This is a genomic window from Flammeovirga sp. SJP92 (assembly GCF_001583495.1).
GTDB lineage: Bacteria > Bacteroidota > Bacteroidia > Cytophagales > Flammeovirgaceae > Flammeovirga.
In genome coordinates this window covers 170,215-190,777 of sequence record NZ_LQAQ01000035.1, presented here as the reverse complement: position 1 = coordinate 190,777, position 20,563 = coordinate 170,215, and the positions used below count along the sequence as shown (strand labels likewise).

Below are 20,563 nucleotides of genomic sequence, written 5' to 3'. Positions count from 1 at the left end.
GATTGACTTTTGAAATGATGTTATTCTCTTTCTTAATCCCGTAGTAATTTACTTTTCCATTCTTGATAAGAGCGAATGCCATTTGTGTTAGGTCTGGAAAAACCTTTGCGTTGTCGAATATTATTTCGGTTTGGGCTTTAGTTATTTTGCCTTCTTTATAAGTTAGATTATTGATTGCCTCTTTGAAAGAAACGTCATCTTCAAACGGTTCAATATAGAATCCGTTTATTTTAGAATTATCATCAATAGAGAGATTAAGAATAAGAGTTTCATTATCAAATACCGTTTTATAAGAAACGAATGCACCATTTTCATATTCAATCAATTTTTGATTAGTGATATTTCCAGACTGACCTTTTATCTCTTTTAACAGATCCGTCATTTTATCCATGGGTAAAGTATGTTGCAATACTCCTGAAAACATAGCGAAAATTCCATTGTAATCATCACTGTTATACTTTTCAATAAAATTCTCGGTTACTTTTCTATTCTCCGGTTTTTCTTCTTGTCCAAAAGAAAGGTGAACAATTAAAGTTAAAATTACTAGTATAGTGTATTTCATTCTTTGTAAGTTTTAGATTTAGCTCTGATAAAAAATTGTTGATGTAGATTTAGTTTTTCACTTCAAGACGAGTGAAGCACTACCAAATTAAAATAGTTGAAATCCTAGAGGCACGAATGTTAAGTGATAGCGACATTCGTGCCTTCTAAAACCATTAATATTAAAAAATTAGTACTTTGTAAACTAAGTTTTCGTTTTTTGAGGTATTTAGAAATCAGGAGATTTCTTATGATCTGAAGGAACGAATGAAGCTTACGCTTAACATTCGCACCAGTGGGCTTTCTACCTAATTCGTTTTTCATCAATGGAAAAATGAAGAAGAAAGAAGGTTGTAAGTAGGACCTTCAAAGCTTGTAGAAATGTTGAGTAAAAGTTGACGATAATTTAGTTACAGTGTAATCAGTCCAAGTACTCAAAAACTCTACAACCCAACTTCTTTACTGTTCAGCATTTTATAAGAAAAGCCTCCAAGTACGATAATAATAACAACCATTACTGCCCATATCCACCACTCACTTTCAAAGAGAGGTTTCTCTTTCTCTACCTGCTCTTTTTGTATGATGAAGGTCTTTGAAAGGGAAAGTTCTTGTAAAGAATCGGGTATGTTTTTAGCAAAATAATTGATATCATAGCTCGCTTTCCTAGGATATTTAGTATTAAAATAAATGCGGTAATTTGCATCATCTGTAAACCTCACAAAAAGCTCATTGATGATCTCATTTACGGTGAGGGAACTAATCTTTAAAGGTGTATTTTGATTGTCTTCTACAATGACTTTCAACTTACGAACGGTCTTCTGATCAAAGTGAAAAACATTTTCTTTTGATGAATTGACAATGCCTCTAGCAAGCGTTTTATAATTATATCTCCAACCTTTTTCAGTCTTAAAACTATCTGCTAAATATTGGATACTGACGGGTCTGTAATAATCAAACTTATCATCAATATTTAATGCTAGGCTATTGATTCGACTTACTTTTTCCAAGTCAACTTCAATTTCACTTTGTGTCTTTTTTCCTTTCAGGTATTTTAGATTTTTTACTTCAAAAGTATTGAAGGCCCCTGAAATGTTCTGACTTTCAAGAATACTTACTTTGGTGAGTAAGGGATCCTTTTTGGATTTAATTTGAAGGCGGTAAAATTTATATTTTGATTTAGGAAAATGGAGATCCGTAAATCGATAATCTGTGCTTTTATTTTTGATAGATAAAACTCTATAATCATCAATAATAGTAAACCAATCTTCTTGATTTTGACTTCCTTCTAAATTCAAATACCATTCAAAATTATCTTTTCTGAAGTCGAGATTGATTTGATTAATAGCCGCTTTGGAAGGTGTTTCAAATGTATAAAAATACCCTTCGTCATTATGGGATTCATTAATTCTTTTAAAAGCAATTCTATTGATGATCGTTTTATTTTCCTTTGCTTGTAAAATATATGGCGCCTCAAGTGTATCACCTTCTGATGTGAATCCATAAATTCTTATATCATGAAGGTGCTGTGACGTTTTAGCATATATATCGTCAGTCAATATAATCTTGTGCCATTCATCTTGAACACCCTCAATATCTTTATAATAATGATATTTCTCTATTTGACTAAATCCACTATGAACCATTAAGATCCCTACGATGAACAACAGGTATCTACTCATCATTATTTTCATTAGAAATGTTTGTTTTAAATTTGTTGTATAAAAAGGAAATGATTAATAAAAGGACGCCCAAAGAGACAAAGACAATGGTTTTGGCGATTGTATTGAGGTGGACAATATCATAGAAGAAGAGTTTAAATAATGTAATTCCAAATAAAACGATAGCACCAATTCTTATGTGTTTTTTCTTCTTCCATATCCCTATTCCAACCACGGTTAAGGCATAAATACCCCACAAAATACTTAATCCTAATTTATCTGATTGAGTAGATTCGCTTAAATCCATCCAATGTATAAGCTCATTGCTGAGAATACATAAGACTGTAAAATACATTAGAGAATCATAGATCTTAATGTAGGCAGTTTTCTTGTCAACGAAGTTAAGATTTCGATTTAAAATAAATAAGGAGATTCCAACCAATGCAATTGAAACATATCGGATGGCAATATTCATAATTCCGATATTGTAATATTCTCCATTGTACTGAGAAATGTAATGTGCTCTTAAACTTCCAAGTTCTTGTAAACCAATAAAAAGGAAAAAGAAAATAGAGAAAAAGACGACTGAAAGATTGAAATAAGTAAGGACTTTGCTTTTAACTTTAAAGTAGTTGACGAAAGAAATTATTATTCCGAAAAGGACAGTATAGTTGATAATCCAAACATCAGCAAATTTTTTCAAATCGTAATTTCTAACTGTTTTACCTTCAGAAAGCACAATTTTAGAATCAACATACAATTGATCCCAATAGTTTTGTATCTCCAATACTACTGCCATATAAGACACGATAATCAAAATTGCAGGTATTCCTATTGTCACTGCTTTGGACAAGAAATTCTTAGATGAGTTTACTTTTTGAGAAAGTGTTTTAATATGGATGAAATTGATAAAAGAAAAACCTGCAATGAATAAAACGGAACTTAAGAACTGTACATTCAATAAGAAGTTGATTCTTAAATCATCATTTTTCTCATAATAGTGACCATAAGTCGCTTCATAATCTTCAAAAATGCTTATAAATGCAAGAAGCATCAGTGGGTAAGAAAGTTTTTCGTAAAAATAGATTTTTTTACTTCTTCCAATCCAAAAAAGAATAGTGGCTTCACCTACCCATAAAAGTGTTACTCCATTACCATCGAATTGTACAGGTATGGCAATCGTAATAAAAATAAGCACTAATGCCATGGCAAGGTGGAACACATTTTTATCAACTTCTTTCTTAGTGTACAATAGATATCCCACTCCAAAGTGAATACTTGCATTTAGGAGTGTATACAGACCTAGATAACCGTCAGCTTCATTTTTCTCGATAATACCAAACCCTACACCGTAGAAGATAAAGGCATTACAAAGAATGAGGAAAATATCTGTTTTCTCAAATTGTTCTTTATGGAGTAATTTATATGCAAGAAAAGCAATATAAAAAGTCAAGAAATAAAGGATTAGAAAAGTTGATGCTGTAACTACTTTTGCTTCAAAGTTACCGCCGCCAAAAATCCAGTAAAGGAAAATGAACCATGTAATGCAAAAGGAAGACTTCTGCAGGAGTGTCCAGTATTTTTTAAATGCAAGTAGTAGCATACCAATATTGATCACAGCCACATAAGAGAAAAATACATTAGCATTTCCTTTACCTGTACTCAATAAAAAAGGAACAGCATAAGCACCCACTAATCCAATAATTGCCAATGCTTGTTTATTGTAATGCAAGGAGGTAATGGTGGTGAAAATGGTGAAAATAACCATCATCACAAACGTAACACTTATAGGAATGAGCCCATATAAACTGTGTGCCATATATGTCATAAAATACATTACGGCAATGGCCCCACTGACAAGTATAGCACTATAATTGGTGTATTTTTTCTTTAGCTTTATACCAAAACCTAAAAGACCAAAACTGGATAAATATCCTAAAACAATTCGAGTGACAGGGCTTATTAGATCATTTTCTATGGAGTATTTTCCACCAATGCCAATACCAATAATAAGGATTAGAATACCAATTTTATTGATAAGGTTTTCACCTATAAACTTCTCTAAGTCAGATTTCCCCTTTGGCTTAGCAGGCTCCTTCACTTCCTTAGGTACTGTAATCTGATTTTTTGAAAAGGTAGGTTGTGGTTGACTTATGACTTCTTTTTCTTCCTTAATGCTTTGGATAGGTTGCTCAACCAAAGAAGTTTTTTCAGTCTCTGTCTCTGACGTATTGATAGAAGTTTTTAGCTGTTCAAGTTCAAACTTTAAATGTTTAATATCAGCAGCAAAAGAATCCTGCTTTTTCACCAGTGATTGTAATTTGACCTGAAGCTCATAAATTCTTTTTTGGTCGTTAGTCATAGTTTGTCTTTTTATTAAAAAATAACTCTTAGAAAAGAGCTAGTACACTATAAAATTAGTAAAAAAAAGGAATAGATGATACTACTGGAATAAATGTATCCATTTTAGAACTTATGTTTGCTGTCATTTTATATTGATTGTCACTTTCCTTCACTTGGAACAACTCTTGAGGATAGAAGTTGTTAGACTATTTTTAGAGAGCGATGATTGATAGGTTAATGATAATAATTGTATTTGAGAGAGATATTTAGTTCATCATATCTGCGATATTTTTTATAATCTAATCCAATTAGAAAATTCCGGAGTGTCTTTTTATTTTTGAAAAACTTTTGATACACAGCAATGCTATATTCTGAATAGTCAAAGAAGTAGGAGTAATTGAAATACCAACTTTGATTTATTTTTGATACGACATAATTAAGGCCCATATACACTCCAAACTGCTGATGTTCTGTGTCATATTGTTCGGTTCTATAAATTACGCCAGGTGATATTCCTACAATAAAGTTTTCAATAGAATTATCAAAAGTTAATTGATAGTCTTTGATTTCATTTTTTTTAGAATCAATCTCTATTTGTCTACTATGATATTGCCCCCAAATATGAAGCGTATAATATTGACTTCTTATAACGTTAGACTTATTCAAGTAGAATTTGAAATCATAATTTGTATTGAAATCTGTTTTGTAATTTAATTGTCCAGAAAGTAAAAAGGTATAACCGAAAAAGGAGGGTCTAAAGTAATGAGTAGTTATACCAAAAGGCATTCTAGAAAAGTCACCATAATACCCAAAGGTAAAGTTTTTTGAATATCCCCAACAACTGAGAGCTATCTCTTCAACTTGCATATCCATTTTTAGGGTTATAGTTTCCCCTTGAACTTTTGAGGCTTCAATAAGCGTATCAAGATAGCCAATATATGAGATTTGTATCATTGCAGTATCGGAAGTGTAAAACTTAAAATCACCAGCTTCATTAGCGATACAAATATTATTTGTTCCTACTTCTGTAATAATCGCTCCTGCTAATTCATACTCAGAGCTATCGACTACTTTTCCATAAACTTCAATTTGGCCAAATGTGAAATGACACTGGAATATTAGTAAACCAAAAGTGAAAATTAATTTCATAGCCTAGTTTTTTATTTGCGTAAGCTCTTTACGTTTTTCAATCAGATCAGTAATCAATTGATCATACTCTTCGAATTCCTTTAAATAGTTCTCTTTTTTAAATTGATATCCTTTGTGATACATTTCTGGAAGGTGCCACTTTACCCAATGTTCATTCTTTTCTATATCAATTGGCCAATAACCACACTCTCTATCAAGACATTGGCAACATCCATACAAAGTAAAGGATAGCTTTGCATCCTCAAGGAAAAATTCTACATCTTTCTCATCCATTCCCCAAGCTTTCAAGTCTTCAGCAATAATTTTTTCTCCCTTTATACCTTTAATAAAATAGGCGATATTTCTAAGGAAGATTTCGTTTAACCAATCTGACTTTGACAATCCTTCAGAAATATATCTATTCCAATGATATGTCAAAGAATTAAAATCACCACCAGGGGCATCAAGTGCTCGGTGTCCATAGTAATTCAAATTCATATAGTCTGCGAAATCCTCTCCATTAATGATGTATCGGATGGTGACATAATAATCATTTTCATAGGACTCTCTCAGGAACTCTAATAGATTTTCATCTGGCTTTTTTTGGAGGTGAAAATGGAAATATTCTTTATGGAAAGAATGTCCCTGAACTTTTCGTTCTCTTTTTTCGTATTGATGCCAGCGAATTTCGAATGTATCCATATTTATTAGAGGATAGAATGGTTTAAATGAGAGGTTAATGCTTCATCATCTTTAAATAATCTTCTATTCCTTTCATATTATTATCTTTTTCAGATACATGAAGATTAATATTACTTAGTTTAGTCTAACTTATTTAACTCACTTATAATCTTTAAATGGTCAATTATTTGGTTTTCAAATTCTTTAATGTACTTTCTTCTTTCAAAAAAATCAAAATCATGTTCAATATTCTTATAAGTACAATTTGAATCATAAAATGCTTCATAAACTAATTCGGTATTTGATTGATCCCATTTGGTGTGAAGTCTAACATAATGAATTAACTCCTTAGATTCTACTGCGTATTTCAGATAAATTTCATAATCATTATTTATCTGTTTATTAACCCCATCTACAAATGATTTCTGACAATTTGAAATTGGAAACTGCAACCTACTTTCATTCTTTACTTTTGCAATCATACTAAATAACTCACTTGAATTGCACTTGAAATAATATACTTGTCCTCCAGGAAATTTACTGCCTAAATTTCTAATAGAATATATATTATGAAACATAATGGTTATCACTCCAACAAATAAAAGAAAATATAAAACATTAGACTTTAGCACGGTTTAAAATGTGTTTGCTGTTATTTTTTTACTTTCTCAAAATGTAACATGTATTATCTATAATTTTATATTCCCAGCCACCTTTCCATATTAAATAAGGTATATCGAAATCATATTTTAGTCTACTATAACCACTCATTAAATAGTTGGTAATAGTAAAATTAGCTGCTATTCCATAACAGGCTTCATTAACATCATAAAACCAATCTTGCTTATTATTATTACGAATTGATGAAGAAAGAATATCATTAATTGTTTCCATATAATCACCTGGCCATGCATTTTTTAAATTATCATCAGGATTCTCTTCTATTTTAAACATAATACCATTTAAAAATTTTGAGCCTTTCAAGTTTCTTTTATTTTTTAGTAAAGTGGCTTTTTGTGAAATATCATTTTTTACTAATACCTCAACTTCTGAATGAGAGATTTGATTTTCGCTTTTGGGAATTACATAACCAAACATTTGATCACCCTCTTTTTTTAGTAGATAGCCGTCTTCATAAGCCATATCTTCATAGAAAGTTTTGAGCTTAGCCAAAAAAGGTTCTACTTTAGGTAAGTTTTTAAACATGTCATTACATTCATCAAATGATGAATCTTTAATAAGTGATATAAAACGACAAGTTTCATACTTTTTTTCACCACTTAACTGTTGCCTCCATAATTTAATAATATCATCCTCAATGTCAGGGTGAGGAGTATCAAATAAATTTTTCAATTGAGGATTCAAGCTTGAAGAAACATAAAAATTGGCTTGTTCATAACCATTTTCACCTACTATAGGGTCAGCTTTTTTAGGCCACCAGTCTGTTTTAAATCGAATTAAATCTGGTTCCATGATTTGATCCAATGTTTCCCATATTTCATGAAGCCTTACAGTTTGTTGTCTCCATTCAGAAGTAAACATTTCCAGTTTGTCCTTTTCAAGTAAAAGCCCCCATGCCTCAATAGTTTGACTGCTGCCAGAATAAATACTGTCACCAATTGTACCATGTCCAACTTGTACTATGCCTTTTTCCCATTTACCAATAATCCCATTTAGTAAATGATGTTTTTTTCCTTTGGGTGCCCATTCACCGTAAACTACTAACCGTTTTGCTCTATTATATTTATACATTATTTGATGAATTCAATGCTTTCCTTATCAAGTTGAAAAAATAATTTGCCTTGTATTTTATTATTATTCATAACGTTGGCTAACTATACAAGAAAATATTTCCAACTTCCATACAGTCTGCTTTTTTATTGAAAGATTAATCGAATCTACATATTTGTGTATTACAAAACAAGAGTTAGTTTTTCCTAACGATATAAAGCTTCAATTTATGTGATAAAAATTCGAGACTATAGTTTGCGGATATTTTAATGCAACATGTACACAACACTACAATTTAGTAGATTATTACAAAATATATCTCTTTTGATGCGTAATCAAGAAGGTTTAAAAATAAATCATAGAAACTTTGTAGAAATTACGATGAAAAATTGAAGGGAAATCAAGTGCATTGTAAACTAAGTTTTCGTTATTTAGAAATCAGGAGATTTCTGATGATCTGAAGGACACGGATGACGCTTACGCTTAACATTTGCGCCAGTGAGTTTTCTACCATTATAGTTTGGTAGTGCTCCCCGGCCTTGAAGGGAAAAGCGTTAAAAATTTCATGAATTGAGCCGTTAAAAATGATTTTCTTGTTTGAGCTTTAGCGAGTTTAAAATCATTTTGGCGATAGAAATGGAATTTAGCTTTTGACTTCAAAGCCTAGATTTTTTGCTTCGTTTTTCATCAATGGAAAAATGAAGAAGAAGGAAGCTTGAAAGTAGGGCCTTCAAAACTTGTAGAAATGTTGTGTGAAAGTTGACGATAATTTAGTTTATAGAGTATTATGTTTACAATATACTTTCCTTATTAAGTGACTGTTTAATGAATTACAAGCTAGTTTTTCCACAAATTCATAATTAAAAACATCATTGTGTAAAAATAACACAAAGAAAAATAGGTAGATTGAAATTAATTACCTTCCTTTGTGTATGATTAACACAATGAAAGAAAAATGGATACTCAGAAATACTGTTACGAATACCCTAGACCGGCGCTCACCACTGACTGTGTGATCTTTGGTTTTGATGGCATTGAAATCAATGTCCTACTTATTGAAAGAGGTATAGCACCTTTCAAAGGAAAATGGGCTTTTCCAGGTGGTTTTGTTCGAATGGATGAAAGTACTGAAGAGGGTGCCAAAAGAGAACTGTTTGAAGAGACAGGAATTAAAGATGTCTTTATCGAACAGCTTTATACTTTTAGTGATGTTCAACGTGATCCGAGAGGACGAGTGGTGACTGTTGCTTATTTTGCTTTAGTCAAAACTTCTGACTATCAGCTTTTAGCAGGTGATGACGCGATGAAAGCACAGTGGTTTAAACTAAAAGATGTTCCCTCACTCGCTTTTGATCATGATTTGGTTTTGCGTAAAGCACATAATAGGTTGAAAAGTAAAATCAGGTATCAACCTATTGGATTTGAATTATTGGATGCAAAATTTACAATGCCACAGCTTCAGTTACTTTATGAATCCATCCTTGAAATCAAATTTGACAGAAGAAACTTCAGCAATAAAATAATGAAAACGGGCCTGCTTATTCAGTTAGATGAAAAAGTACCGAATGTCCCGCATAGGGCTCCGAGGTACTTAATGTTCAATAAAAAGAAATACAACGAACTGCAAAGCAGTGGCTTCAACTTCGAAATCTAAAACAATGAAAAATCTTATTATCTTACTTCCATTTCTGTTCTGTTTGTCTGCCTATTCACAAAATGATACTTTACAATTCCTTCAGAGTGCCGATACCATCACTTTGGAGGAAATCGTGATTCAGGCTTATAGGGCAAACACAACGACACCGGTGACTTATAAAAATGTAACCAAAGAAGACATTGAATTGATCAATTCAGGTCAGGAGCCATCGGTAATCCTAAGTACTACTCCATCCGTCAATTCATATTCTGACGCGGGTAATTACCAAGGTTATTCGTATTTCAGATTGAGAGGTATTGACCAAACTAGGATCAATATGACGCTTGACGGAATTCCACTTAACGAACCTGAAGATCAAGGGGTGTACTTTTCTAACTACCCTGATTTTTTCAACTCCATTCAATCTTTACAAATTCAAAGAGGTGTTGGAACTTCTACTAACGGTGTGGCAAGCTATGCCGGAAGTATTAATTTTCAATCGCCAAATCTGACTGATGATTACTATTCAAAAATTGGTGTCAACTATGGCTCTTTTAATACTTATCGCGTATTTGGAGAGTACAATAACGGTTTGAAAAACGGTCAAGGGTTTTATGCGAGAGTTTCACACCTTCACTCAGACGGTTACAAATATCACTCTGCCAATACTTCCAATTCCGCTTTTTTAAGTTATGGACTATTTAAGGAGAATCATCGATTGAAATTCACTGGTTTTATTGGTAATCAGAAGAATCAATTGGCATGGATTGGTGTGCCGATGGAGGTCATTGATCAAGACCCTAGAACCAATGGAAATGCTGATGAAAATGATGCCTTTTTACAGGCTTTGGCGAGTGTTCAGCATTCATGGAATCTTTCTGAAAATGTTGTGCTCAATAACACCGCCTATTATAATTTCTTGGATGGTAATTATGATTTTGACCTCAACAATTTCTTAGGTTTCCCTTCTACGGATGAAATGTATAATTATGATTTTAGACATAACTTTATGGGGTACTTCAGCAATATCAATTGGGATACAGGTAACCTCAACCTAAATGCTGGAATTCATTTCAACACCTACAACAGAAGACATATTGGTTCTGAAAGGACATTGGGTGAACTGTACGAAAATACTGGTTTTAAGAATGAGTTCAGTACGTTTGTAAAGGCTAGCTATACCCTCAATCGTTTTGTATTATTTGGAGATTTACAATACCGATACGCTGATTTTGATTATAGTGGTGCTGTCCCATTTGAGAAACAACAATGGCATTTTATCAACCCAAAAGTGGGGATCAATTATTTTATTTCAGACAAAGCTAATGTTTATTACAGTTTTGGAGTTTCAGGACGCGAACCTACAAGAAATGATTTATTTAATGGTGAAGATGACCTTCCTGCTGATGAGCTTGGTAATCCGCTGTACAATGATGTCAACCCAGAACAAGTGGAAAACCATGAACTTGGCACAAGACTCACTTTTAATAAACTACATTTAACGGCGAACGTCTATTTCATGAACTTCACCAATGAAATTGTACTTAATGGTCAGTATGGCCCCAATGGATTGCCTCTTCACAGTAATGTTGCTCAAAGTTTCCGAAGTGGTATTGAAGTTGATTTAAAATGGGAATTTATGCCTCATTTCTATTACCAAAATAGTTCTTCCTATTCTTACAATCAGATCACTGAAGAAGACGTTACATTCTCTCCCATCTTAACGCCAAACTTGATCATTAATCAAACATTGGGCTATAAGAAAAAAGGGTTACATATTGGTGCAAACATTAAGTACCAAAGTGAATCTTATATTGATTTTAGCAATGAAAATACAACACCATCTTTCTATAGTGTAGATATTTTTGGGAAGTACCGATACAAATCTTTAGACTTTAAAGTAGCTGTCAATAACATTATGAATGAACAGATAATTGCCAATGGATATATTGGAATTGATGGAACGCCACTTTATTTTGTTCAAGCACCAATTAACTTCACGGGAGGAGTAACATGGAATTTTTAAGTTCAATTATTGATATCAATTCAACCTTCTTTGAAGTGCTCGGTTACCCCATGAGTTATATTGAGTTTTTTGGTACTCTTTCGGGTTTGATTTCAGTTTGGCTCGCCACCAAAGCGAATATTCATACATGGACCATCGGGATAATAAATGTAATCGCTTTCTTTCTTATCTATTATCAAATTCAATTGTACTCAGACATGTTCCTTCAAGTATTTTTCTTTGGAACTTCAGTACTCGGAATTTGGCAATGGCTGAAGAAAAAGCCCGTTGAGAACGACAAGAAAATACGTTTATTACATCAAAGAGATCAAATCCTTTTGTCTGTATTGATGATCGTGACCACTTTAATCCTTGGTTATATGGTTTCACAAATTCACCTCTACCTTCCGAAGTATTTTACTGCTCCTGCTTCTTATCCGTATGCGGATGCTTTCACCACTGTTTTAAGTATTTTCGCAACATTTCTAATGGCGTATAAAAGGGTTGAATGTTGGGTATTGTGGATTTTAGTAGATGTAGTTTGCATTGTCTTGTATTTTCAAAAAGGTGTAATGTTTATTTCTTTAGAATACTTCATTTTCCTATTTATGGCAATTAATGGTTTAATACAATGGTCAAAATCAATTCAAAATGAGAAGAGGGTTAGTATTGGGTAAATTTATGCCTATTCATAGTGGACATATCAATTTGATTGAGTTTGCAACTACAAAATGTGATGAAGTAATGGTATGGGTTTGCGTTTCCAATAAAGAAACAATGACGGCTGATTTACGCTTCAAATGGGTGAAGGAAATTTTCAAAAATCATCCTAAAATAACACCAATTCTTTTTGAGTATGATGAAGCTCTGTTTCCTAATACATCTGAGTCATCCACATCGGTTTCTGAAATTTGGTCAGAAGCTATCAAGAAGCATTTACCAAAAATTGATATCATTATAAGTTCTGAAAAGTATGGTGATTATGTTGCCGAATATTTAGAGATAGAGCACATCCATTATCCCCTGCCTCGACAGATATCAGCAACCGAAATAAGACAAAACCCCTACAAAAACTGGGGTTTTGTCCCTGAAGTTGTGAAGCCTTACTATTTTCGAAAAATCTGTATTTTAGGTACTGAATCAACAGGTAAAAGTACACTAACAAAAAAGCTAGCTGAGGTTTTTAAAACTGAATATGTGTCAGAAGCGGGAAGAGATATTGTAGAAAATTCAAACACCTGTAATGCTCATGATTTGAAGGATATAGCACAAACCCATGCCAATCTCATCCTTCAAAAAGGTAAGAAACTAGACCGCATCCTTTTTATTGATACTGATATTAATATCACTAAGTCTTACTCCAAATTTCTTTTCAATCAGGAACTATATGTTGAAGATTGGATTGAAGAAGCCAATCAATGTGAGTTGTATATCTACCTTGATAATGACGCTCCTTTTATCCAAGATGGTACAAGGTTATCAGAACCCGATCGTAATAGACTTGATGGATTTCATAAGGCTCAATTAAAAAGGGCTGGGGTTGATTATCATCTGATTCAGGGAGATTGGAATGAAAGGTTTGAGAAAGTGTATCAATTGGTTTTGAACTGGTTTAATATTAATGAAATAGAGTAAGGTAATTATTGAAGTTTTCTTTCTATAAATATGACCAATAGTGCACCGATAGTATAGGCGATTAAATCATTGAAATCAAATGTGGTACCTATTACAATTCGAGCCATCCTATTTCCTTCAAGCCCGAGTATTTCAACTACATTAAGGTATTGTAAAAACTCTACGGAATAGGCAAATAGCAAGACCGCTAGGCACAGTGGTAAAGGTTTCGTCTTCAGAAATGTTTGTAATACACAGTAGATAAGTCCCACTACAATCACATCACCTAAGAAACCTCTAATCATAGACTGATGACTAAAAAACATGACAATCAGAACACAAATAACAAACAATGTAATTGCTGTGATGAAGTAGTACATTCTCTTTCCCATCTTTTCCTTTTTACTTAAAGCGTTGTTGAATAGTTTATAAAGTCAGACCACAAATCAGGCTTAACATGATGACTAACTTAGAGCAGTTGTACTTTTTAAATTGATATTTAATAGGGTGCAACTGCTACACATCTAAAGATAATTGATCTGTTGTAATTCTTAAAAAGTAAATACTTATGTAAGATGACACACTAAGACATTAAAATGTAAGCATCTTACAATAACCACAATTAATTACATTGTAAACTAAATTACCGTAAACTTTCAGTCAATTATTCTACAGGCTTTTATGTCCTACTTTCAAGCATCCTTCTTCTTCATTTTTTCTTTGATGAAAAACGAAGCAAAAAATCTAGGCTTCGAAGTCAAAAGCTAAATTTCATTCCACTCGCCTCAATGATTTTAAACTCGCTTTGCTCAAACAAAAAATCATTTTTAACGGCTCAATGCATGAAATTCTTAACGCTTTTCCCTTCAATCCCAGGGGGACCACTACCAAAAGAATTAGATAGAAAACCCACTGGTGCGAATGTTAAGCGTTAGTGTTATTTGTGTCCTTCAGATCATCAGAAATCTCCTGATTTCTAAATACTATAAATAACGAAAACTTAGTTTACAATGTATTAATGTCTTCGAAAGCTTTTAAAAACAATATTAAAATTGATATAACTAGATTTATTTTCCCTTGTTTTTTATTTGATTCAACTCTTCCTCAATTCTTGCATTGATATCTATTTTAGAACCCTCAAAAACAAAAATGATAGTACCGAATTCTCTTGCATATTTATTTGTCACAGAGTCAAGAATGACAGAAGATTCAAAATATGGACTTGTCTTCATGAATTCCTTTATCCTGTCTCTTCTATTTTTAATTCGAATCAGGTTGGTATAATGCGTTTGTAAATCGAACCAATTCACATAATCAGCATCTAATGAAAAGGCCTTCACACCACTTCTTGAATAATAATTAATTGCTCCAGCTTGACCATAATTGTCACAAAGTACCAACGTTTGCTCAGGGTTTTTCACACTTTGGTAGGCACTATCCACCTTTATGGCTAATTCATTCCAACCTAACATATCAGCATAGTCTTGAGGTATTTCATGGTTTCGTCCATCTTCCCATCTTAACAGGCCAAGTGCTTCGTATTTTTCTTGATGTTGAATAATATACTCTGGATTTTTATTTGGAAATGCAATATCAAAACTTAAGATCAATACAAAAATGGGCAAAGCAATAAGAATGGGTTTGATCACTTTGCCGAGTTTATTATCCAAAATTTGAAAGAGATAAACAGACCCTAGTGCTATATAAATAGGGTATAAGCCAATAGCATAGTAATCTTTTGCTTTTAGATATGTGTATATGCCTAGCGTAAATACAAATGACCAAAACAAGAATCTGAACTTGCTAAAGTTTTTTGAAAACAACAATCCAAATAAGGCACTAAGAATAACAAACAATGCCCCTGTAAAGAATAACAACTGATTTTTTAGAAATGACATTCTCTCCACATTTACAAGTTGAGAACTGGCCAACTCTTTCATATGTCTGAATACAGGGAAATCATTCTCAATTTGCCAATAAAGGTTAGGGGAGATCAGAATAAGCACAATACCCATTGCAATATAGACTTCTTTACGAAGAAACAATTTTCTCGCATCGGTAATGAGTAGGGCAGGGATCAGTCCAAGTACTAAAAACGCGATATTGTATTTATTGAGAAAGCCAAGCGCAAAAACTACAGCAGTCCAATAGATCCATTTACTCTTATCGGTGTTGATGTATTTAATGAGGAAGAAAAATACAGCTGTCCAGCTTAGCACATCAAATGAATTAGGTTGGTAAAGAGTGTTCAATCGAAGTAAGGCAGAGCACAAAATGCATGTTGCACCCAAAACTTTAGCATATAAGTTCCCTTTGAATTCATCGATGGTGAACCAAACGATAACCATAGTCAAAGCACCAAATAAAGCAGGGAAAAACTTTACCCAAAATACTCCATTTCCTAAAAGTTGAATAATAGATGAAACCCAAGAGGTAAAAGGCGGTACGGAGGTAAAGCCTAACGCTAAGTGATTGGCCTGATCTAAATGAAGAAACTCATCACGTTGCAAATCATACCCTGCATCTATAAGAAAAGACTGAAATAGAAATTTCAACAGAATAAACCCTAGTAATAGTAGTATTTCTTTTTGTCTCATTTGTAAGCTTTGATTATGGTTCTCAGTTTGTTTTGCCGTTCTATTACTTTAGCTCGACATTATTTTCTCATATTAACATCATTAAATACGAATCAAAAATTATTGACCAATAATTCTTCATTATTTTTTGAACTGTACTTAAGTACTGTGACAAAAGTAAAGGTACATTTTATCTTATCTTTTTTATCCTACTCTTCGTTAGATTTTTATCGCGTAACTAAGGCTATGCTCTGCAAATCTGCGTTAGATTTTTATCGCGTAACTAAGGCTATGCTCTGCAAATCTGCCTTGATTAGAATAAAAAATATTAAACTAAAATCATCCCTTTTCTTCTGTCACAGTACTTATCTAATTCTAAAATAGAAAGCGGATTAGTTACAAGTATCTTCCTCGTCTTTTGTAATGACAATTTTTAGGTTATTGATTTCATTCTTTTTATCACATATCACCTGAGGAATACTTGTTAGAGGATTACCCTTAACATTCAGCGTCATCAAATTAGGTATATTGGCTAATCCAGGATGAAGTTCACTGATATTATTATTGTGAACATCTAGACTCAAAAGACTGCTCATCTGTTCCATTTCTATTGGAAGAGCATCGAGTTCATTTTCTTGTAATTGAAGTATATTTAATGATTTCAGTTTTCCAATTGCAGAAGGAAGTGAGGTAAGTTTGTTGCTGTACAGACTCAATATCTCTAATTTTTCCAAATCACAAATTTCAACGGGCACTTCCTTCAAATCAGTTCCAACTATGGTTAAACTTGTGAGTTCAGATAATTGTCCTATACTTTTAGGAATTTCGTTCACATAAATTACAGATATGATAAGTCTAGTTACTCGGCCATCTTTGATGGTTACACCTTGCCAATCTTCCATAGAGTCAGCCTCTAAGTCCCAGTCTAGGTAAGTAAAGAGTGTGTTATATTGTAAATTAGCATTGTAAAATTCTTCTAAAACAGCTCTATCGTTTTCCAAAGAAGTTAAAATAGTGATGTTGACTGTATACTCTTGTTTACTGCCATCTTCTGCTGTAACCTCGTAGTTTACGGTATTTGTAAAGTCTTGAGCAGAATTGTTTGATGGGTTAATAGTTGCTTTCTCGCTAATTTCAATAATTGGAGTAAGATTACTTAAGTCAATAGTATTAGGTAATGAAAAAGTAATTTCGAAATTGTCTTCATCAATCTCACCTTCATACATAGTACCCTCAATATTGAATTTAAATGATGTGATTTTCTTTTCACTACTCAAGGTATTGATCTGTACAGTATATTTTTGTTGACTGCCATCTTCGGCCGTGACTTCATACTCTACAGCATTTGTGAAATCTTGAGCGGTATTGTTTGATGGATTGATACTTGCTTTTTCACTGATTTCAATGATGGGAGTAAGATTACTCAAGTCGATGGCATTAGGTAATGAAAATGTAATTTCGAAATTGTCTTCATCAATCTCACCTTCATACAAAGTACCCTCAATATTGAAATCAAATGATGTGATTTTCTTCTCACTGCTCAGGGTATTGATCATCACAGTATATTCCGACTTTTCTTTGCCATCTTGAGAGGTAACCATATATTTTACTTCTTTAGTAAAGTCCATCGCTTGATCCTTTGCAGGACTAATTGAAGCACCTGAAGAGATCTCAATAGAAGGAATCAAAGCTGTTAAATTAACGGTGCTTGAGACTTGAACTTTTATAGTTTCACCCTCGATCTCAGCAATTATATTGTCTTCTAAATGAGTATTTTCACTTGCTAAAAAGCGAAATGAAATAATACTTGCTTCATCGCTTTCCATTGTGGAAGCACTCACAGTATATTCCGTTGTGACATATCCTTCACCACTAAGGCTATAAACTTTCGGAGCAGTAAAATCCTGCGAAACATTACTGTTAGGAGAGATATTGATTCCTTCAGCAACACTGATGGTTGGGGTTAAATCAATGAGGGAAGTATTTGCAGGGAACTGAATATTAATGGTCTTATTCTCTGAATCAATTACCCCATAGATGTCTTCTGATAGGGTATTGTTATTGGTCACTTCAAATTTAAATTCTTTGATGGACGGAATGGAGGTCCTTTCTAGTTGTTCATCTTTTTCACAAGAAAACAAAAGGATTAATAAAAAGATCAATGGAAGTTTGATGCTCAGTTTCATATTGATTTAAAATTGTTTAGTGATACATTATTGAAATAAAAAATGTATCCGTTTTTAGGATTTGAAAGAATTGGCTATGAAAGTACTGTGAAAAATCATGTAGTGGAGTATAAGCCTGATACATGAAATTTTTCTGATTTTGAATAAAAGTGACACTAGCTCAAGTTCATAATCTCTTGCCTTGTTATCTTGATTGATTTGGTTATTTATGATGTGATAAAGGTGAAAAAGAGATAATAGTTGAAAGAGTGAAGCTTGTTATTCTAGTTTTCCGAGAAATGTTTTGGTGAAGTCAACCAAAACATTATTCTCAATGAAAAGACAGTTTTTTCTCTATAAAAAGATCCAGTCTGAACTTTCCGGCGGGCAAATTAATAATTATCTATTTTATCACAAAAGAAAATATAACACTTTGCACAATGTTTATATTCAAAATAGTTTTTGAGGTGTAAAAGGGAGTTTGTATGAACTAATAAGGAGGATATTTAAATCGATTTCTTCAAGCTTTGATCAAAGTTTTACTTAGATTTTAATTCAAGGTGTTAAATTCCGTTCTTCAAAATACCTGATAATGGCCTCTTCTTCTGAACTATTGATAAAAGTTGAATATTTTCTACAGCTATAATAAAAGTCCTCAAAAGAAAGCCAGCCAATATTTTTAGCAATAGATCTCCATTCTGAATCTTTAAGATTTCTATGAGGTAAATTCTGTTTTAAATATTGATAGTTAGAATATTCTTCCATCTTATAACAGTAAAATCTGCTTGAATTTGCACCAAATTGATTCAGTAGAGATGTTTTACTAAGCCCAAAGTTCTTTGATTTAAAAATTTGAGGGGTCAAGAGCAAAAAGTAAAAGTCTTTAAAATCAACCTCAGATTTATTTCCGTTTACATAGTCAATGCCACAATCAATATTTCTTATGATTTGATCTCTTACAGGATTGTAAGTAGTTTGATAGGAGATGTCTGAAAGAAACTTTGCCTCAATAAAGCATGTGATTTTTCTATTATTTGACATTCCCTCAATAAGTAGATCTAAATTTGTATTGCCTTCAAATGAAGCTGTTTTTGTAATGATTTTTTGATTGATAGATGTACGTCTGTCTGGATATAAATGGAAATTGTCTTTAGTGAAAGCTTCTTTCAAATAAGCACGATACTCTTTTATTTCAGGAAGTTTTTCTTCAACTTTCACCTTAGTTATAGAATTGAACAATACTGTTTTTTCTAGTCCACTACGCTGAAAAATTTCATTTAAAGCATCAATATTATCTTTATTTGTATTCTTCCAATTTCCTAAAACAGCATAGCAAGCTATAAGCGTCAGCCAAGGTTCATCATGATCAATCTGCTCTATTTTTTTCTTATACTTTTCTTTCCAAGCATTGGCCGAGTCTGAAGGAAAGTAATTTTTGATGGTATTCTCGAAGTTTTCAATTAGGTAATTTGGAAGCATTGTATTAAAGTATTTTATCTAAACTTGGTATTAAAGTTATAATTATTGGAGGCTCTTACAAAAAAGAATTTACCCAACAGCGTTTAAGGCCTTTCAACCCCAAAACGCTGTTTTTACTATAATTCAGCTTCAAGTTTTAATTGAGTTCTTAAATAGGAATTTAAATCGTTGTGTTGAACACCTAAAAACTTTTCGATGGCATTATAATAGTCTTCATTTGACGTTCCACTATTCATAAACTCAATTAGTAGACTCCAGCTTCCTTTTTCCATTATTTTCTTTGCAATTAAACCGCCTAATACATAATGGTAAGTTGTTATAGTATCTAAGTTTCCTAAAGAAAATAAATCACTCAGATCTACTTCAGGGTGATCTTGTAAATAGGTATTAGTTCTATTGATATGCCATTCTAAACTTTCATCTCTACTTCCTCCTAGTAAAGTAGCAATTCCCTCAGAAACCCAATAATGCTTATTTGGGTAGTGTTTATCTATTAAAACATGGAATACCTCATGAAAATAGAACTCTCCTAAACCTCCGCAATAGGCTTTACCAGTTGCAGCCTTTCCACTTGGTTTGGAATATCCACCCATACCCAAATAATAATCGAATCCTTTAAGGTTTTGAATTTCATCAAAATCATTGGCAAGGTAGTAGTTAAACTCTTCAGGAGTTACATTGAAGTGAGCACAAGTCTCATTAATGAGGTCATTTAGTTTATTGGCTTTTTCATGGTTGAATTTATGATAATGAGGGTAATAAAAATTTACAAGACCTACTTTTGTAGAAAGCCACTTTTCTTGATTGAATGATAAAGCATTAAAGAGTCTATATTCTCCATTTATTTTTTTGGCTACATAATTGACAATGGCAAAAACATAGGGAACCCCGTCTTCTTTACAGTAAGAAAACTGTGCTTTTATGTTACATATATCATCACGAAATTCAATACTTAATATATGGACTGGAAGACCCATATATAATGAAGGCGTGAACTCATCTTCTAA

At 32.6% G+C, this 20,563-nt stretch carries 16 protein-coding genes; 4 read left to right on the top strand and 12 right to left on the bottom strand.

Annotated features, from left to right (window positions below; all coding sequences use genetic code 11):
• The 7 genes from AVL50_RS09290 to AVL50_RS09255 form a co-directional block, all read right to left on the bottom strand.
• A partial coding sequence (locus tag AVL50_RS09290) for a DUF3887 domain-containing protein (protein ID WP_157491229.1) occupies window positions 1-562 on the bottom strand: 562 nt, incomplete at its 3' end.
• 421 nt (window positions 563-983) lie between these two features.
• Entirely contained in the window at window positions 984-2,222 is a 1,239-nt protein-coding gene (locus AVL50_RS09280; protein WP_063850638.1) for a DUF3999 family protein, read from the bottom strand.
• Entirely contained in the window at window positions 2,212-4,560 is a 2,349-nt protein-coding gene (locus AVL50_RS09275; protein WP_062616211.1) for a DUF2339 domain-containing protein, read from the bottom strand. Before AVL50_RS09275 ends, AVL50_RS09280 begins: the two co-directional genes overlap by 11 nt.
• A gap of 215 nt (window positions 4,561-4,775) precedes the next feature.
• Window positions 4,776-5,690 (bottom strand): hypothetical protein, encoded by a 915-nt coding sequence (locus tag AVL50_RS09270; RefSeq protein WP_062616210.1) that lies wholly within the window; start codon window positions 5,688-5,690, stop codon window positions 4,776-4,778.
• A gap of 3 nt (window positions 5,691-5,693) precedes the next feature.
• A complete protein-coding gene (locus tag AVL50_RS09265) occupies window positions 5,694-6,371 on the bottom strand; it encodes a hypothetical protein (protein ID WP_062616209.1) in 678 nt (225 codons plus the stop codon).
• Window positions 6,372-6,490: 119 nt separating this feature from the next.
• Window positions 6,491-6,832: a hypothetical protein gene (locus AVL50_RS09260; RefSeq protein ID WP_157491228.1), complete on the bottom strand. Its 342-nt coding sequence runs from the start codon at window positions 6,830-6,832 to the stop codon at window positions 6,491-6,493.
• 178 nt (window positions 6,833-7,010) lie between these two features.
• Window positions 7,011-8,102, bottom strand: coding sequence for a hypothetical protein (locus AVL50_RS09255; protein ID WP_062616207.1), 1,092 nt, complete (start codon window positions 8,100-8,102; stop codon window positions 7,011-7,013).
• A gap of 934 nt (window positions 8,103-9,036) precedes the next feature.
• On the opposite strand from AVL50_RS09255, the gene AVL50_RS09250 reads away from it, so the two are divergent.
• From AVL50_RS09250 to AVL50_RS09235, 4 genes are read left to right on the top strand one after another with little or no spacing between them, the layout of a single operon-like run.
• Window positions 9,037-9,735, top strand: a complete 699-nt coding sequence (locus tag AVL50_RS09250; protein ID WP_062616206.1) for an NUDIX domain-containing protein — start codon at window positions 9,037-9,039, stop codon at window positions 9,733-9,735.
• 4 nt (window positions 9,736-9,739) lie between these two features.
• On the top strand, window positions 9,740-11,743 hold the full coding sequence (locus AVL50_RS09245) for a TonB-dependent receptor (protein ID WP_062616205.1): 2,004 nt from the start codon (window positions 9,740-9,742) through the stop codon (window positions 11,741-11,743).
• A complete protein-coding gene (pnuC, locus tag AVL50_RS09240) occupies window positions 11,731-12,399 on the top strand; it encodes a nicotinamide riboside transporter PnuC (RefSeq protein ID WP_062616204.1) in 669 nt (222 codons plus the stop codon). Before AVL50_RS09245 ends, pnuC begins: the two co-directional genes overlap by 13 nt.
• On the top strand, window positions 12,374-13,357 hold the full coding sequence (locus AVL50_RS09235) for an AAA family ATPase (protein WP_062616203.1): 984 nt from the start codon (window positions 12,374-12,376) through the stop codon (window positions 13,355-13,357). Before pnuC ends, AVL50_RS09235 begins: the two co-directional genes overlap by 26 nt.
• A 5-nt stretch (window positions 13,358-13,362) precedes the next feature.
• Here AVL50_RS09235 and AVL50_RS09230 read toward each other — a convergent pair whose 3' ends face one another.
• The 5 genes from AVL50_RS09230 to AVL50_RS09210 all read right to left on the bottom strand — a co-directional run bounded on the left by AVL50_RS09230 (window position 13,363) and on the right by AVL50_RS09210 (window position 20,533).
• Window positions 13,363-13,716, bottom strand: a complete 354-nt coding sequence (locus tag AVL50_RS09230; RefSeq protein WP_253764266.1) for a DUF2809 domain-containing protein — start codon at window positions 13,714-13,716, stop codon at window positions 13,363-13,365.
• Window positions 13,717-14,403: 687 nt separating this feature from the next.
• The gene (locus AVL50_RS09225; RefSeq protein WP_062616201.1) at window positions 14,404-15,933 is read right to left on the bottom strand and encodes a glycosyltransferase family 39 protein; all 1,530 of its coding nucleotides are present in this window, start codon (window positions 15,931-15,933) and stop codon (window positions 14,404-14,406) included.
• Window positions 15,934-16,304: 371 nt separating this feature from the next.
• Entirely contained in the window at window positions 16,305-18,098 is a 1,794-nt protein-coding gene (locus AVL50_RS09220; RefSeq protein WP_062616200.1) for a DUF5018 domain-containing protein, read from the bottom strand.
• A gap of 534 nt (window positions 18,099-18,632) precedes the next feature.
• Window positions 18,633-19,556 carry a hypothetical protein gene (locus AVL50_RS09215; RefSeq protein WP_062616199.1) on the bottom strand — a complete coding sequence of 308 codons (924 nt, stop codon included), beginning with the start codon at window positions 19,554-19,556 and terminating at the stop codon, window positions 18,633-18,635.
• 116 nt (window positions 19,557-19,672) lie between these two features.
• Window positions 19,673-20,533, bottom strand: a complete 861-nt coding sequence (locus tag AVL50_RS09210; protein ID WP_062616198.1) for a hypothetical protein — start codon at window positions 20,531-20,533, stop codon at window positions 19,673-19,675.
• Between the last annotated feature and the right edge of the window lie 30 nt (window positions 20,534-20,563).

Excerpts from the sequence above, each read along its gene's own strand:
- AVL50_RS09280 (WP_063850638.1), bottom strand. The coding sequence starts at position 2,222 with ATGATGAGTAGATACCTGTTGTTCATCGTAGGGATCTTAATGGTTCAT.
- AVL50_RS09275 (WP_062616211.1), bottom strand. The coding sequence starts at position 4,560 with ATGACTAACGACCAAAAAAGAATTTATGAGCTTCAGGTCAAATTACAA.
- AVL50_RS09270 (WP_062616210.1), bottom strand. The coding sequence starts at position 5,690 with ATGAAATTAATTTTCACTTTTGGTTTACTAATATTCCAGTGTCATTTC.
- AVL50_RS09265 (WP_062616209.1), bottom strand. The coding sequence starts at position 6,371 with ATGGATACATTCGAAATTCGCTGGCATCAATACGAAAAAAGAGAACGA.
- AVL50_RS09260 (WP_157491228.1), bottom strand. The coding sequence starts at position 6,832 with ATGATTGCAAAAGTAAAGAATGAAAGTAGGTTGCAGTTTCCAATTTCA.
- AVL50_RS09255 (WP_062616207.1), bottom strand. The coding sequence starts at position 8,102 with ATGTATAAATATAATAGAGCAAAACGGTTAGTAGTTTACGGTGAATGG.
- AVL50_RS09250 (WP_062616206.1), top strand. The coding sequence starts at position 9,037 with ATGGATACTCAGAAATACTGTTACGAATACCCTAGACCGGCGCTCACC.
- AVL50_RS09245 (WP_062616205.1), top strand. The coding sequence starts at position 9,740 with ATGAAAAATCTTATTATCTTACTTCCATTTCTGTTCTGTTTGTCTGCC.
- pnuC (WP_062616204.1), top strand. The coding sequence starts at position 11,731 with ATGGAATTTTTAAGTTCAATTATTGATATCAATTCAACCTTCTTTGAA.
- AVL50_RS09235 (WP_062616203.1), top strand. The coding sequence starts at position 12,374 with ATGAGAAGAGGGTTAGTATTGGGTAAATTTATGCCTATTCATAGTGGA.
- AVL50_RS09230 (WP_253764266.1), bottom strand. The coding sequence starts at position 13,716 with ATGTACTACTTCATCACAGCAATTACATTGTTTGTTATTTGTGTTCTG.
- AVL50_RS09225 (WP_062616201.1), bottom strand. The coding sequence starts at position 15,933 with ATGAGACAAAAAGAAATACTACTATTACTAGGGTTTATTCTGTTGAAA.
- AVL50_RS09220 (WP_062616200.1), bottom strand. The coding sequence starts at position 18,098 with ATGAAACTGAGCATCAAACTTCCATTGATCTTTTTATTAATCCTTTTG.
- AVL50_RS09215 (WP_062616199.1), bottom strand. The coding sequence starts at position 19,556 with ATGCTTCCAAATTACCTAATTGAAAACTTCGAGAATACCATCAAAAAT.
- AVL50_RS09210 (WP_062616198.1), bottom strand. The coding sequence starts at position 20,533 with ATGGGTCTTCCAGTCCATATATTAAGTATTGAATTTCGTGATGATATA.